We start from the raw sequence: 13,779 nt of genomic DNA, 5'->3' as shown, positions 1-13,779 counted from the left end.
TCAGGGCGCGAGGAACGGCAGCAGCTCTCCAGCCTTCTGCCACATCACCGCTGGATAGGCCTGCGCCGAGCTGAAGCCCTTGTTCGTGAAGAGGTACTCGTAGGTGGACTGGTACGACGCCTTCCAGCCGTAGCCGGAGTGGTCGGTTTCGTTCCACTCCGCCTGCGGGATGCCCATCGCCTGGAGCGCCGTGCCGAGCCACTGGTTGTAGAGGAGGCCCGACCACAGGAAGCTGCCCTCGCTGCCCGTGCTCGAGTCGCCGCTCACCTTGCGCGTGATGTTCCGGTAGTCGCAGTAGTTGCCCGTCTTGAGGGCGCCCCCCGCGCTCCCGGCCGTCACCACCGGGACGGAGAAGGAGAAGTGGGGTGTGTTGCCGTTCTCCTGCCCCCACGCGAGCAGCGAGTCATCCAGCAGGGTCCCGCCCGCGCCGTTCGAGAACCGCTCGAAGCGGGAGACGAGGTCGAGGAACACTTGCGAGAAGAAGACCTGGTTGAACTGGACCACCAGGTCCTGGTTCGCCCCGGGCACGGTCGAGGGATGAACGACGTTGTTGTGCCAGTCCTCGCCTTGGGGCGCGCGAGGGGTGAAGGTCAGGTTCTGGTTGTGCTCGTCGATGCTGATGGTGGCGACGCGACAGACGCCGCAGTTCATCGCCACGGCGAGCACTTCGTTGATGAGCCGGAAGTACTCGACGTTCTTCGCGGGGTCTCCCGCGAAGGAGCTGGAGTTTCGCAGCGACAGGTTGTCGGTGGTGGGACGGGCCGGCACCTGGCAGCCGGTGCCGGTGGTCTCCAGCCGGCGCTGCAGTTCCGCGACCGCGTCGATGTGCTGGTCCAGTCGCCCCCTGTCCTCGGCCGAGAGCCGACCGTTGCCGTTGCGCAGCCGCCGGTAGCTTTCGAGGACCTTGTCCACCACGGGAGTCCGGGCGGTGCCGGGACTGCTGCTACCGGCCAGCAAGGTGTCGAAGAGGGCGAGCGAGCTCTCGGTGCCGCCGATGGAGCTGGAGGCGACTCCGGAGGAGCGAACCCCGGGGGTGTTGTATCCCCAACTGCCGGTCGAGGTGCTTGCGCCGGCGATGGCGACGCTTCGCTTCCGGACGGAGGCGACGCTCGGGTAGAAGGCCGGTGAGTAGGCCATCACCTGGTCGATGGTCGCTCGAGGTGAGCCGGGCCTCTGCTTGTCGAAGTCGTAGTAGCCCAGCGGGGCGCCGAAGTTGTGACCCATGTACAGGGGGAAATCGAGTCCCCGCAGGATGTTCATCTTCGAGATGAGCGTGGGCGTGAGCACGGACGACTTCGCGGTCAGCACCCGGCTGATGACCGCATCTCCGTTCGCCTGGGCCGTCGCGGCCAGGTCTCCCCGCCGGACGTCGTGGTCCGCGTAGAACAGGGACTGCGTCAGCGCCGGGTCCCCCGGCCACATGCTCGCGCCAAAGATGGCGCCGTGGGGGGTGCGGAAATGCACGAAGGACTTCGGGCGCCCGGCGGCCTGGGCCTTCGCTTCGCGCGGGCTCAAGAGCGATGGGAGCAGCGGCAACGCCAGCACGGCTCCGCCCGCGCCGCGCAGGAACATGCGGCGGTCCCATCGGAAGACAGGTGTGTTGCTCATTGGAAGCTCCTCTGCTTGAACGTGGGATGCTGGACGACGGTCTTCAGCAGGTCGGCCATCGGTGCGCCGCTGCGCGCGACCGTCTCCATCTCTGAAAGAAGGCACCCATCGCGGGAAGTGGACTCCACGCGAGCGTGCGCGAAGCGGAAGTAGTGTTGCGCGACGCAGGACTCGAAGAGCTGGCTGTCGTCAATCATCCGCGACAGCTCCGAGGCGCTGGAGATGACGCGTTGCTCGGAGTCGTAGAGCAACACGTCCGCCGAGGTGTCCACGGAGGGGGTTGCCGTCTCGTGGCCCTGAGGGTTGAACAGCCGCTCCACGTCGCGCTCCCGTCCGAGCGCGTCGAACCCTTCCAGCACGAAGCCCGGTGGATTGATGGTGTTGTTATGACATCCCCCACAACTGCCTCCGGAGGTGAGCTGGCTCACCACCTGTCGCGTCGTCATGCGCTCCGTCGGCGCGGGCGGCCTGGTGCTGGCGTTGGGCGGAGGGGCCCCGACTTGCTGGCAGAGCAGGGCGTTTCGCACCAGGTAGCCCCTGTGGATGGGCCGCGTCGACGGGGTCCCCGTGGCCAGCAACGCCGCGCGGGTCAGCAGTCCGCCGCGGTTCTGGGACGGCATGACCGGCGCCGGACCGGAGCCACTCCAGACGGGGACACCGTAGATGCCGGCCAGGAAGGGGTCCGCCGTGTAGGACCTCTTGTCATGAAGGAAGTCGCTCACCGTGCCACCGGACACGACGGTGTTCCAGGCGGAGAGTTGGACGTCCTCGAACATCGCGGTGCGCGTGGCGTCCAAGGGCATCTGCGCTCCGACGAAGGACCGGTAGACCGGGTCGTTGCGGAGCGCCTCCAGCGACGGCAGCTCCTCGAGCCGCAGCCACTCGCTGACGAACTCGTCCAGGGAGCCTCGCAGTTGGGGGCTCTTCATCATCCGGTCGAGCTGGGCGCTGAAGCCGCTCTCGGTCAGGAGCGAGCCATCGGTCGCCGCGGCCCAGAGCGCGTCGTCCGGAGGCGCCTGCCAGAGCTGGTAGGACAGCTTCGCGGCCAGCTCGAACGCGGAGAGGGGGCTCACCGGCTGGCCGGCGGCGGTGCCGTGCTCGACGCGGTAGAGGAACCAGGGCGAGTTCAGGACGGTGGTGATGACGTCCGCCACCGCCGCCCTGTTCACCGGCGTGGCCCCGGCGATGTCCGCGAAGGCGGTGACCTCCGCCGTCGGCAGCGGGTAGCGCAGGACGCGGGAGCCCCATCCCCGGATGAAGGTCTCCAGGCAGGCCCGGTCGTTGGCGGTCTGGCTGTCGCTCGCGCAGCTTCCCAGGAGCGCGTTGCGGCGCGCGTCGGTGCTGGTGAGTTCCTGGGCCACGGCGCTGCCCAGGTCATACATGACGTCGATCTGGGTCTGCTGGATGGACTGGTCCAGCCGGCTGAAGCCACCCTTCAAGTCACCAGGCGCGGGAGTGCGCTGGTCCGTGGGGTAGCGGGCAAGGAGGGGGGCGAGGTTCGCCCAGAGGGCGTCGGCCTCGTTCGGCAGCGCACGGGCAATGGAGAAGCGAAGCGAGTTCATCACCTGCGTCCGGGACAGCCGTGGAAACGGAAGGTCCGAGGGGACGGCGCTCGCGTCACAGGAGAACTTCGCTGGCGCCGGACGGACGGAATCGGACGTGGCCGGCGGAGGCGGATCCGGGTCGTTTCCGCCGGGGTGATGGGTGTGCTGGGCGGAGCCCTCACAGGCGACCACGCCAGCGCAAAGAAGCAGGATGCCCACGGAGCGAGGAAGCGTCATGTCCCTGGCTACGCGCGGGGCCGAAAATACTTTCCTGCCCGGTGGGCCACCGGCGACGGTACTCTCGCCATCACCGCATGCTTGCTCTGCTCTGCGCGTTCTCCCTCGTCGCCCTGACCCAGTCCCCGGTGGTGTCGGTGTCGTTCGACCTGCGCGCGCTTCCCGAGCAGGACTATCGGCGGTGGGACGCGGTGGAGTTGGAGCGCAAGGTGGCCCTGCGGCTGATTCAGGAGGGCTTCGCGGTCGTCTCCCCACAGAGTCCGGCCCAGCTTCGACTGCGTGCGAGCCGCACTCCCGAAGGGCTGTTGCTCGAGGCCGTCGGGCCGCTGCAACGGGTGGAACAGGGCGTCCGAGTGGGACGGGGTTCCATCGCGGAGCTTCATCTGGAGGTCGCACAGAAGCTCTCCGAGATGACGCGGGCGGTGCAGCCCGAGCCGGAGCCGCCCGAACCGGAGCCGCCTCTGCCCGAGTTCGTGCTCCAGCCTCCCGTGGAGGTGGCTGCCGCCCCAGAGCGCCCCGAGTTGGACCTGGGCCTGGGGCTGGGGACGCTCTGGCACGGACCTGGAGTCGATCCACACCTCCTGCTCTCCGTCAGGCGGGGCCTGGGGGCCTTCGGCCTGGAGGCGGAGGCGGGGCTCGGGGTGTCCCGCGATGCGGCGCTGACCGTGTTCGAGGCGCAAGGTGGCGCCTTCTTCAGTTATCGGCTCCCCGTGGCGGAGCGCCTGCAGCTCGAACCGGGTGTGGGCGCGGGCCTCGTCCTCCACGCCTTCCGACTCGAGGACGCCTGGGCGTCGGGCCGGACCGGTACCCAGGTGTCTCCCGCGGGCTGGGCCCGGATGAAGCTCCGGTGGCGGTTCACCGAGCGTCTGGCGGCGGAGTTGCGCGTGGCCCTGGGGGTGCTGCGGCCCGTGACGCATGTGCGCGAGGGCGAGACACTGTGGTCTCGGGGAGGGGTGAGGCTCGAAACCGGCGCCCAGCTTTCTTGGGGGCAGTAGCCTCCGAGGAAAGTTTCTCCCGCTTCAATCGTAGGTTCGCAGGTGATGGATGTCGCGTGCTCCGCACTCAAAGGCCCCGCTCGCCCTGCCTGCCCGGCCTGTGTCATTCGACACGCTCTACGAGGAGCACGCCGAGGACGTCTACGTCTGGGCCATGCGGTATGCGGCGGGTCGGTCGGGCTGGGCTGAAGACGTCGCACATGACGTCTTCCTCAAGGCGTGGGAGCACCAGGCCTGGCTGCGCGAGGAGGATGTGAGGGGCTGGCTTTTTCGAGTCACGCAGAACGTGGCGTTCTCCGCCCTGCGGCGCGAGAAGACGTTCCGACAGCGCATCGCCGAGCTCTTGTTTCCTGTGCACCCCGCGGAGACGGAGTCCACGCCGGAGGCGGCCCTCGTGCGGCGCGAGGCGTTGCGCAGCGCCACGGCGACGTTGGACCGCTTGCCGGGGCAGGAGCGGGTGGTGATGACCTTGAAGCTTCTGGACGACCTGAGCCAGCGCGAGATTGCCCAGCTCCTCTCGCTGTCAGAAGGCTACGTGTCGAAGTTGATCAGCCGCGCCCAGGGCCGTCTGACGGCCTGGGGATGGAAGGTGGATGATGGCTCCCCGTGACTTCCGTGCAGAGCTCCGGCGTGAAGACCCGCTCCGCCGCGAGCAAGGGATGCCACCCGCCGTCCGGGCCCGACTGTGGTCGCGGCTGCGGGACTCACGCGCGCCGAAGTCCGCATGGCACAGGCGTCCCGTGTTCTGGGGACTCGCCGCGTCGGCGGTGGCGCTGGCCTTCGCGGTGTTCTTCATGCGGGCCCCCTCCGCACGCTCTCTCGGGGGACTCGAGGTCGCGCGGGCCAGTGTGGACCTCATGGCGCGGGAAGATGCCGCGGGTGTGATGATTGAAGGGGGCGAGGCCGCCCTGATGGACGTGGCCCGAGGCATCACCCTCAGGAACCAGGGGCCGCTCGTCGTTCGTCGTGAACCCTCCGGCGTGCGACTGGTCCACGGTCGCGCGGAGTTCTCGGTGAATCACCGCCAGCCAGGCGTGCCTCCTGCCGTCGTGCTCGTGTCGGGCGGCGCCATCGAGGTGATGGGCACGCGCTTCACGGTGGAGGAGCGGGGAGGGGAAGGCACCGTTACCCTGCACGAAGGTGCCATTGCCTTTCGTGGGCTCAGTGGCGCGGTGGTTCCCGTGGGGGTGGGGCAGACGTTGGCGTGGCCGGTGGCCGTGCCCTCCGAGCCAGCCCTTCCGGAGCCTGCGCCTCCCGAGTCGGGAAGGCCCGCACCGCTGGCGGCGCCCAGCCCGAAGCTTGCTCCCACGCGCGTTCCCTCCACACCGGTTCGTGCTCCGAGCGCGGAGGACGTCTTGCGAGAGCTGGAGGTCCTTCGCGGTCGGCGCGAGTTCGAGCAAGCGGCGAGGTACCTCGAGGAGGCGATGCGCAAGCAGCCGGTGGCGACGCGGGAGCGCCTGAGCTTCGAGCTGGGCTCGTTGCTGACGTACCAGCTCAAGGACGCGCGGCGTGCCTGCTCCCACTGGGCTCGGCACGAACAGCAGTTCCAGCGCGGGCACTACGCGGAGGCGGTCCAGCGTGCCCGTGGGACGCTGGCCTGCGAGGGCCGAGACCGCGAGAGCGCGCGATGAAACGGGGAGGCTGGAGCCTGCTGTGGCTGGCAGCGGCGCTGACCGCGTGCGAGCCCGCCATCATCGACCATTCGGCGACGTCCAATCTGCTCGATGCCGAGTCGGCTTCCCTGGAGACGGGGCCTGGCGCCTGGATTGCGTGGTACGGCGTCACCGCTTCGAGAGCGTCCACCGACGCGAGAGAAGGTGAAGCAGTCCTGCGCGTGGAGGTGACCGAGCCGTATGGCTGGGGCGTGCACCTCGACAACTGGCCCGGGTTCGCCGCATCCCCGGGGGCGCACCGCGCTTCGTTCTGGGTGCGCGGGACGTCGGAGCGCTCCCCGGTCGCCGAGATGCGGGTCAGCTGGCGGGATGCAAGCGGCCGGGAGCTGCAGTCGGACCTGCTCTCCAGCCCGGTGCTTTCCTCCAAGTGGGTCCGGACCGCGCGCGAGCTGACGGCTCCAGCGGGAACGGAACGGATGTCCGTGGCAGTGACTGGCGCCGAGGGCGTCCTTGGCGAGGTCATCGAGCTGGATGTGCTGGTCGTTCAGGCATTGAGCGCACCTTGAGCAGCTCCTGAGCCTCCACTCTTGGCTTGGGTGGTGTGTCAGTGAACACAAACTTGCCCCGCATGTTTAGCGTGGTATTCGTGTTTGTGGGTTCTTGAGAGGAGCGCGCCGCTATGATGCAGCGACGATGGGTGTCTTTTGGATTCATTGGGGCAATCTTGCTTCTTGCCGCGGCTCCAGCATATGCGGCGGGGTGGGTGGTCTGCGGCACGCTGAGTCAGTTCGAGACCGACAAATGCACGCTCCCGGGTTATCCGCCCGCTCAGTATGAGTACGCGATTGTTGATCTCACGGACGAGCCTATCCGGGTCATGTGCAGTTATTGGAACCATGGGGCGCGCGTCTACAATGTGTCGCCATTTTTCGTGAATGCCGATAACCCAACCGTCGACCAGTATTGGGGCGGGTTTGCCTATTATCGGGGGACCCAATCGCCCGGAGACAATTGCCCGGGCGGCGGGTGGGTTCATAAGTATTGGTTCTTTTATGACGGCGGCAAGATTGGCATGCCGGGTGGGCGCGGCTGCCTGAATCCTCAAGTCTGGTGCCGCGCGCGGTGATGCGGAGAGGGCCTCCTCGCCAATGGGGCGTGGCCCCGAGCACGAGGAGGCCCCTGGGGGCGTCGATCAGAAGATGCCCTGTCCCGGCGTGAGGATGCGGTCCGGGTCGTAGCGCCCCTTCGCGTGCTCGAACCGCTCCCAGGCGGGGTGGAAGTGGCGGCGCCAGTCGCCGGAACTCATGGGCACGGCATCCACGGGATAGATCTTCCCGCCGATGGCCGTGAGCCGGTCGAAGATGGCGCGGTTCTTCCGCACGAGGGAGTCGACGTTCTCCGGCGTCGGTGGAATGGCGGTGCGCAGCAGCGAGAAGAGGAAGACGTGTCTGTCGTTGGGCGTGCGCAGGAAGGGCGCGGTCAGCTCCGAGGCGCGGAAGGGGTAGAGCAGGATGGGCCCCTGTCCCATGTCGGCCTCGGTGGTCTGCGAGAGGACCTCCTGGACGAAGGCCTCGGCGGACCGGGCGGGGACGAACATGTCCAGCCACGGATGGGGGAAACCCCAGACGCCGAGTTGCTTGAGCAGCTCGACCAACGGCGCGAGCCGGTTGGCGAAGTCGAAGTAGCTGCCATCGCTCACCTGGAGCGTTCCCGGCTGGAAGCCCAGGCCCGCGAGCAGTCTCGCATCGTGCGGCTCCGAGCCCGGGGTGAAGTACTTCACCACCTCGAGCTGATACGCCCGGCCCCCGTTGGAGGTGACGGCGGAGCCCTCGACGTAGTCGAAGCGACCGTCCTCGATGAGCCGCCGCTGGTCCTCCATGAAGCGGTGGAGGTCGCTGTACAGCGCGGTGTACGTCCGGGCGCGGGGCGGCACTTCGACGAGCCGCACCTTCGCGCGCACGATGATGCCGAACTGGCCCAGTCCCGAGCGCACGGCGTCGAACAGGGGCCGCTCACGCCAGCGCGAGCACCGCACGAGCTCTCCCCGGCCCGTGACGACGTCCATTTCCAGGACGTTGTCCACCTGGAGGCCCCAGCGAAACGCCTGTCCGCCGATGCCCCCCGCCGACAGCGTCCCACCGATGCTCAGCTCGATGTAGTCGGTCAGCACCGGCGGACTCTTGCCGCACGGAAGCGAGGCCTGGAGCAGCTCGTGCCACCGGACGCCCGCATCCACCCAGGCGCTGTCCTCGTCAATCTCGTGGATGGTCGACAGCGTGGACATGTCGATGACGATGCCCGCCGCCACCTGGGATTGGCCGAAGGTGCTGTGACTCTCACCGAGGCCCCGAGCGGCGGCTATTTTCAGGCCCTGGCGCCGCGCGAAGCGGACCATGGCCACGATGTCCTTCACCGAGCCCGGAACGAGCACCGCCCACGGCGTGCGGTGGAGGATGTGGCCGAAGTCCTCCGAGGCCGCGGTCCGCGACGCCGTGTCCATCAGCAACTCGCCATCGAGTGGCGGCAGCGGGGCCGAGCCCGCCTCCAGCGTGGAGGCCCAGCTTCGGCTCAGGGGATTGAATGCCACGGCCACCAACGCACCTTGGAGCAACGTCCTCCGGGAGACGGTTCGACTCGACATTCACTCCTCCTTCTTCGTCGGAGACTTCTAGCCCGAGGCTGCTTCCCCCAACAATTGCCCTCTCCTCGGGCGCGAACGCATGGTGTGCAACGCACCCGTTCCGGGCATGGAACGAACGGGAACCGGTCCGCGCCACGGCTCACGCGGCGGACGTACTCCGGCGGTAGCGTCCAGGGCTCATCCCCGTCCAGCGCAGGAAGGCGCGTCGCAGGGCTCGTGCATCCGAATAGCCCACGCGCTCCGCGATACCCGCGACGTTGAGCGAGTCGTCGGCAAGCAGCCGGCGGGCCTTCTCCAGGCGGACGCCCTCGGTCACTTCGCGGAATGTCCGCCCCTCGGCCTTGAGTCGGCGCTGGAGGCCGCGCGGGCTCATCCCCAGGCGCGCGCACACACTGGCGAGTGACGGTTCTCCTCGCTCCACTTCCTCTTCCACCTGGGCCTGGAGCCGCTCACGCCAGCCCACGGGGCGCGTCGCCTCGCGGGCCAGCAGGTCCACGTGGCGAAGGAGCAGGGCGTGCAATCCGCCATCCGCCTGTCGCAGGGGGAGGGAGAGCATGTCCCGGGGCAGCGTGAGCGTGCAGGACTCCTGACGGAAGGCCAGTCGCGTCGTGCCGAAGGCCTCGGCGAGGACGTTCCGCCCACGTGGGGCCGCCTGGGTGAAGCCTACCTGGAAGGGAATCAACGGCTGGCCAGTGGCCTCGCGCGCGAAGGTCAGGAGCCGCGCGAGCGTGAACTCGGCCTCCTGCCGTCCAGGCCCGGCGGGGCGGTTCGGGCAGCGGTAGCGCAGCGTCGCGCGGCTCTCCGACAACGTGAGATTGAGTTCGGCGCCATCATGCAGCAACCGCAAGTGACGGCTCGCGAGGTGGAGCCCCGCCCCCAGGGTCGCGGCGGTCCGGCACAGATAGTCGAAGAGGTCGAACTGGCCGGGCTCGAAGGTCGTGGCCAGATGGAGCCCGAAGTGCGGGTCGCCGACAGCCGCGGCGGCATTCTCCCAGAGCAGGTCGCCACGGTGCAGGGCGATTCGCGTGTGCGCGTCCGTCAACCGTGTCCGGTCCACTCCGGCACGGCGAGCCACGGCGTCGGCGTTCGCGCCCTTCGCCGCGACTGTGTCCAGGATGAGCCGGGGCAATCTCGTGGAGACACTGGGGGTGGCCATGGCGATGCCCTCGTCTTCCGGACGCTACGCACAACACGGAGCAGGCTCAAGCGAGCGAGGTGGCACGAGTGGTCCCCTCTTCGTCGCCAGCGGTCCCTTCCGAGCCACGGGGCCCGGCGCTACTCACTGGCCATGCGAACCCCTCCGTCAGTTCCCCTCGACGCGCGGCTCCGGGCGGAGGCCCCGGGCCGATTCATCGCCCTGAGCGATGGGCAAACACACTACCTGCTGGACGGCCCCGAAGGCGGCTCCGCCGTGGTGTTGATTCCCGGTGCCACACTGCCGCTGTTCATCTGGGAGCCCCTTGTCGAGCCGCTCGTGCGCGCGGGTCACCGGGTGCTGCGCTACGACTTGTTCGGCCGAGGGTATTCGGACCGACCGAAGGTGAGGTACGGCCCGGAGCTGTATGAACGGCAGCTCACGGAGCTGCTGGCCGCGCTGGGGCTCCACGCGCCGGTGCATCTGGTGGGACTCGCCTTCGGCGGGCTGCTGGCGGTGCAGTACGTGGACCGGAATCCCGAGCGCGTCCGGAGCCTGTGCCTCATCGAACCGGATGGCTTCGGAACGAAGCTGTCGCTTGGGGTCCGGCTCATGCACGTGCCCGTGTTGGGTGAGGCCCTCTTCGCGGTGATGGGCGAGCGGCAGCTGCGAGCACGGCTGCCGGGCTATTCACGCCGCCCCGAGCTGATTCCGGAGCTGGAGGCTCGCTTCCTTCCTTCCACGCGCATCGCGGGATTCGGACATGCGCTGCTCTCGACCCTGCGACACATGGCCATCCACACCGCCGCGCCTGTCTTCCACCGTGTGGCCAGGCGCCACATACCCACGCTGCTGCTGTGGGGCCGCGACGACCGAATCACGCCCCTCCACATCGCCGAAGAGGTCCACGCGGCCCTGCCTCACGCGGAGTTCCACATCATCGACGACGCCGGGCACCTGCCCCACTATGAACGTCCCGCCGCCGTGGCCCCATTGCTCACTGAGTTCCTCGCGAAGCCCCGCCCCGCGGCTTGAGGCCGCACGGTCGAGCTGCTCGGCCAGGATGAACCGCCACGTGACTGTGTGCGGCCATGGCACCGCTGGCGCACGTTGGCCGAGCCCTACCGCCTCGCGAGCCGTGCTTCGATGCCCGGCTGAGACCCTATGCGACACCGGCACAGGACGGCGCGAAGCGCGTGGGCGGTTTCTTCGCCCCCCGCACGCGGCCCGGGCTGTTCCTGCGCAACCAGTTCTACCGGATGCTCACCTCGAAGCCGCTCGAGCGCGTGTTCGAAAGCTCGTCACCCATGCGGCCAATGCGTTCGAACTCCCCGAGTATGGCGGTGCTTTCGCCACACCCCAGGGCCAATGAGCGGGGCGGTTGTGGGGCCTGGCGCCATTCCGACCTGGAGAGTTCAATCCTCCCAGTGCACATTCCCCCGCGGTTCGTTGGGTGAAGGATGCGATTGGCCGTGCACTGCTCGCCACATTCGGCCCATCCCCTGGCACGAAGAAGTCATCGCTGTCACTGGCGTCCTACGTTCCTCGCCACCGACTGGACGTGAGGAAGGTGCGACGCAGGTCCGGAGGATGGGGTGGGGGATGACACAGGGCAAGATGGCCGCGCAAGTCACGCAGGGAGAGTCCGCAGGAGATTGTCGGCCAGCCCTTCAGCATCCTCTTCAAGCCCGAGGACATCCAGAGCGGGCCACCCGCGCGCGAGATGCGCGTGGCGCTCGAGCGAGGCGTCTACATGGGCGAGGGTGAAGGAACTCATTGGCATCGTGAGCCACGACCTGCGCAATCCCCTCAACGCGATCCTGCTCTCCTCCACCCAACTCCTGCGTCGTCAAGGGATGGACGCCCTCCAGGCACAGGGCCTCGTCAGAGTCGTCTCCTCGGCGGAGCGAGCGGCGCGGTTGATTCACGACCTGCTCGACTTCACCCAGGTGCGCCTCGGCGATGGCCTGGCCATCCATCGAAGGCCCACCGACCTCCAGGGGCGCGCCCTGCAGGTGGTGGAAGAGGTTCGCCTGGGCAATCCCGGAAGAGAACTGCAGATGGAGCACCGCGGTACTGGGGCGAGCCGATTCCTCCGGGTGAGCTCCCGTACCTGTTCGAACGGCTGACGCGAGGGCCCAGCGTGACGGGCAAGCCCCAGGGAGGCATTGGGCTGGGCCTTTTCATCGCCAAGCAGGTCGTGCGTGCTCATGAAGGCACCATCCAGGTGCGTTCAAGCAGGGAGAATGGCACGACGGTCACCGTCCGACTGCCTCGCCGAGCTTCGTCGTGAGCGCGAGCAGGCTGCCGGAGGGGCTGTGAGCTTCACCTGCTTCTGTCGGGCAAGCTCAGATTTCAGTGAGTGGCGGCGGCGGGGTCCGGGAGGCCCGCGCCACAGCGGCCAGTCCATGCACGGCGAGGGCGTGGATCTGCATGGGGTAATCAATGGCGAAGGGCCTGGGAGCGTACATCCACAGCGGCCCAGGCCAGGAGCCCCCCGGCTCTTGGAGGTCCGCCAGATAGTCGATGGCGCGAGTCACGCTCAGGTGCTCACTGGGCAGGTAGAAGGTCAGCAACGCTAGCGCCATACCCGTGGAGGCCGCCGAGCTCGCCGCCCCTTGCGTGGGGGACCAACCCCCATCCGGGTTCTGCCGCTCAACGAACTCCCGTGCGAGCCGCCGTGCCGAGTCATGGGAAGGTCCAAGCGCCAGCCCCACCTCGTGAGCGGCATAGGAGTCGATGTTGTACCAGTGCGCACGACAGCCGCCTTCCTGCCGCGCGCGCAGTGCGAGCCACTCCCCCGCGGGGGCCCAGAACGCAGGAAGCGTGCCCCATTTGCGCAACGCCATGATGGCATGTGCGACCACGTCCTCGGCGGGCGGGTCGTCCCGGGACTGCCACGTCAGCCACAACCCCGCTGGGGTCCGCATCCGCTCCAGGTACGCTCGCCCCAGGCCCGACGCGGACGTACCGGCGTCCGTGTGAGGCAGGGCAAGCATCACCATCGCGGTGGTGTCGGTATCCGATTCGACCCCTTCCCGGTAGGGCCAGCCTCCGTCCTCATTCTGAGAGCGCAGGAGGAAGGCCCAGGCACGCTCGAACATCGCGGGGTCCAGGTCTTCACAACCCTCCAGTGCTCGGCAGAGCAGCGCCGTGTCCCATACCTCCGCGGGGCTGAAGCACCACACCCCCGCTGTCGTGCGCTCGCGCAGAAAGAAGTCGAACGCGCGGGCGAAGGACTCCGAGGTGGGGTCCCACCGCCGCAGTGCCGCGAGCGCCACGAGGGTCGCCCCCATCTGCCCACCGAAGGAGCCCGAAGCCGATTGGGCCTCGCGCAGCGCCTTCAGCGCCTCCACGGTGTCCGCTGACGGCGCTTCATCGGCCAGCAAGAGGAACAGCGCGGCCAGCTCCGCTCCCGACCAACGCTTGAGCCGCACGGTCTGACGGGCGAGGATCCGCTCCAGCACCTGGGCCTGGAGTTCCTCGCGAGACGGCCCTCCGCGCACGGGTGCGCCCACCGCGAGCGCGAGCGCGAGGAAGAAGTTCCGGCGGTCGCGGAAGACCGGCTCGGAGAAGAGGGGATGGGACACGTCAAGGCTGGCGGTGGGGGCCGCGCCGCCCACCGATGCTTGGAGCCAGCTCTCTATCCGACGAGGCACTTCGTGATGGTTCTGGACCGGTGCGGCCTGGACCCAGCGCCGCGTCGCGCTCAGGTGGGGTCGCAATTCGGGCACGAAGACATCCGCGACCAGACACGCCAGGGCATTCTCAAGGAACCGTGGCGCGGGATGGACCCGCCACGCACCATCGGATGACTGGGCTTGGGCCAGATGTGCACAGGCGCCGCGCAGCACACGCCGTGCTGGGTTGTCCTTTCTCCGTGGGTTCCACAGGTGGAGGGCGGCGGGTCCCCCTTCACCAATCCGCTCAATGTGAGACAGGTCCGCCATGGACGTTTCCTCCTCGAAGTGAACATCGCGTTCATCTGATGAAGCAGGCGCGGTCC

General features: G+C 68.3%; 13 protein-coding genes. 8 read left to right on the top strand and 5 right to left on the bottom strand.

Annotation, left to right across the window (positions count from 1 at the left end; all coding sequences use genetic code 11):
* Positions 1-1,608 (bottom strand): DUF1552 domain-containing protein, encoded by a 1,608-nt coding sequence (locus HUA76_RS41815; RefSeq protein ID WP_174464079.1) that lies wholly within the window; start codon positions 1,606-1,608, stop codon positions 1-3.
* Positions 1,605-3,389: a DUF1588 domain-containing protein gene (locus tag HUA76_RS41810; RefSeq protein WP_174464078.1), complete on the bottom strand. Its 1,785-nt coding sequence runs from the start codon at positions 3,387-3,389 to the stop codon at positions 1,605-1,607. Before HUA76_RS41810 ends, HUA76_RS41815 begins: the two co-directional genes overlap by 4 nt.
* 77 nt (positions 3,390-3,466) lie before the next feature.
* Here HUA76_RS41810 and HUA76_RS41805 point away from each other — a divergent pair, with 77 nt between their 5' ends.
* The 5 genes from HUA76_RS41805 to HUA76_RS41785 all read left to right on the top strand — a co-directional run bounded on the left by HUA76_RS41805 (position 3,467) and on the right by HUA76_RS41785 (position 7,123).
* Positions 3,467-4,384, top strand: coding sequence for a hypothetical protein (locus tag HUA76_RS41805; RefSeq protein WP_174464077.1), 918 nt, complete (start codon positions 3,467-3,469; stop codon positions 4,382-4,384).
* A 100-nt stretch (positions 4,385-4,484) separates the two neighbouring features.
* Positions 4,485-4,994 (top strand): RNA polymerase sigma factor, encoded by a 510-nt coding sequence (locus HUA76_RS41800; RefSeq protein WP_371745758.1) that lies wholly within the window; start codon positions 4,485-4,487, stop codon positions 4,992-4,994.
* 49 nt (positions 4,995-5,043) lie between these two features.
* Complete coding sequence (locus HUA76_RS41795; RefSeq protein ID WP_254614834.1) at positions 5,044-6,015, top strand: FecR domain-containing protein; 972 nt, start codon at positions 5,044-5,046, stop codon at positions 6,013-6,015.
* Positions 6,012-6,563, top strand: a complete 552-nt coding sequence (locus HUA76_RS41790) for a hypothetical protein (protein WP_174458689.1) — start codon at positions 6,012-6,014, stop codon at positions 6,561-6,563. The genes HUA76_RS41795 and HUA76_RS41790 overlap by 4 nt, the downstream gene beginning before the upstream one ends.
* 113 nt (positions 6,564-6,676) lie before the next feature.
* On the top strand, positions 6,677-7,123 hold the full coding sequence (locus HUA76_RS41785; protein ID WP_174464076.1) for a hypothetical protein: 447 nt from the start codon (positions 6,677-6,679) through the stop codon (positions 7,121-7,123).
* Between the two features lie 66 nt (positions 7,124-7,189).
* Here the strand turns inward: HUA76_RS41785 and HUA76_RS41780 are convergent, their stop codons facing one another.
* Complete coding sequence (locus HUA76_RS41780; RefSeq protein ID WP_174464075.1) at positions 7,190-8,638, bottom strand: FAD-binding protein; 1,449 nt, start codon at positions 8,636-8,638, stop codon at positions 7,190-7,192.
* Positions 8,639-8,777: 139 nt separating this feature from the next.
* Complete coding sequence (locus HUA76_RS41775; protein WP_174464074.1) at positions 8,778-9,794, bottom strand: AraC family transcriptional regulator; 1,017 nt, start codon at positions 9,792-9,794, stop codon at positions 8,778-8,780.
* 132 nt (positions 9,795-9,926) lie between these two features.
* Here HUA76_RS41775 and HUA76_RS41770 point away from each other — a divergent pair, with 132 nt between their 5' ends.
* The 3 genes from HUA76_RS41770 to HUA76_RS46645 all read left to right on the top strand — a co-directional run bounded on the left by HUA76_RS41770 (position 9,927) and on the right by HUA76_RS46645 (position 12,066).
* The gene (locus HUA76_RS41770; protein ID WP_174464073.1) at positions 9,927-10,808 is read left to right on the top strand and encodes an alpha/beta fold hydrolase; all 882 of its coding nucleotides are present in this window, start codon (positions 9,927-9,929) and stop codon (positions 10,806-10,808) included.
* A gap of 728 nt (positions 10,809-11,536) precedes the next feature.
* Positions 11,537-11,902: a histidine kinase dimerization/phospho-acceptor domain-containing protein gene (locus HUA76_RS41765; RefSeq protein WP_174464072.1), complete on the top strand. Its 366-nt coding sequence runs from the start codon at positions 11,537-11,539 to the stop codon at positions 11,900-11,902.
* Complete coding sequence (locus tag HUA76_RS46645; RefSeq protein ID WP_174464143.1) at positions 11,863-12,066, top strand: HAMP domain-containing sensor histidine kinase; 204 nt, start codon at positions 11,863-11,865, stop codon at positions 12,064-12,066. The genes HUA76_RS41765 and HUA76_RS46645 overlap by 40 nt, the downstream gene beginning before the upstream one ends.
* Before the next feature lie 55 nt (positions 12,067-12,121).
* Here HUA76_RS46645 and HUA76_RS41755 read toward each other — a convergent pair whose 3' ends face one another.
* A complete protein-coding gene (locus HUA76_RS41755; protein WP_174464071.1) occupies positions 12,122-13,507 on the bottom strand; it encodes a prenyltransferase/squalene oxidase repeat-containing protein in 1,386 nt (461 codons plus the stop codon).
* Positions 13,508-13,779 lie beyond the last annotated feature (272 nt).

Source organism: Myxococcus sp. CA056 (genome assembly GCF_013336715.1).
Classification (GTDB): domain Bacteria; phylum Myxococcota; class Myxococcia; order Myxococcales; family Myxococcaceae; genus Myxococcus; species Myxococcus llanfairpwllgwyngyllgogerychwyrndrobwllllantysiliogogogochensis.
This window is presented reverse-complemented; position numbering and strand designations above follow the sequence as displayed.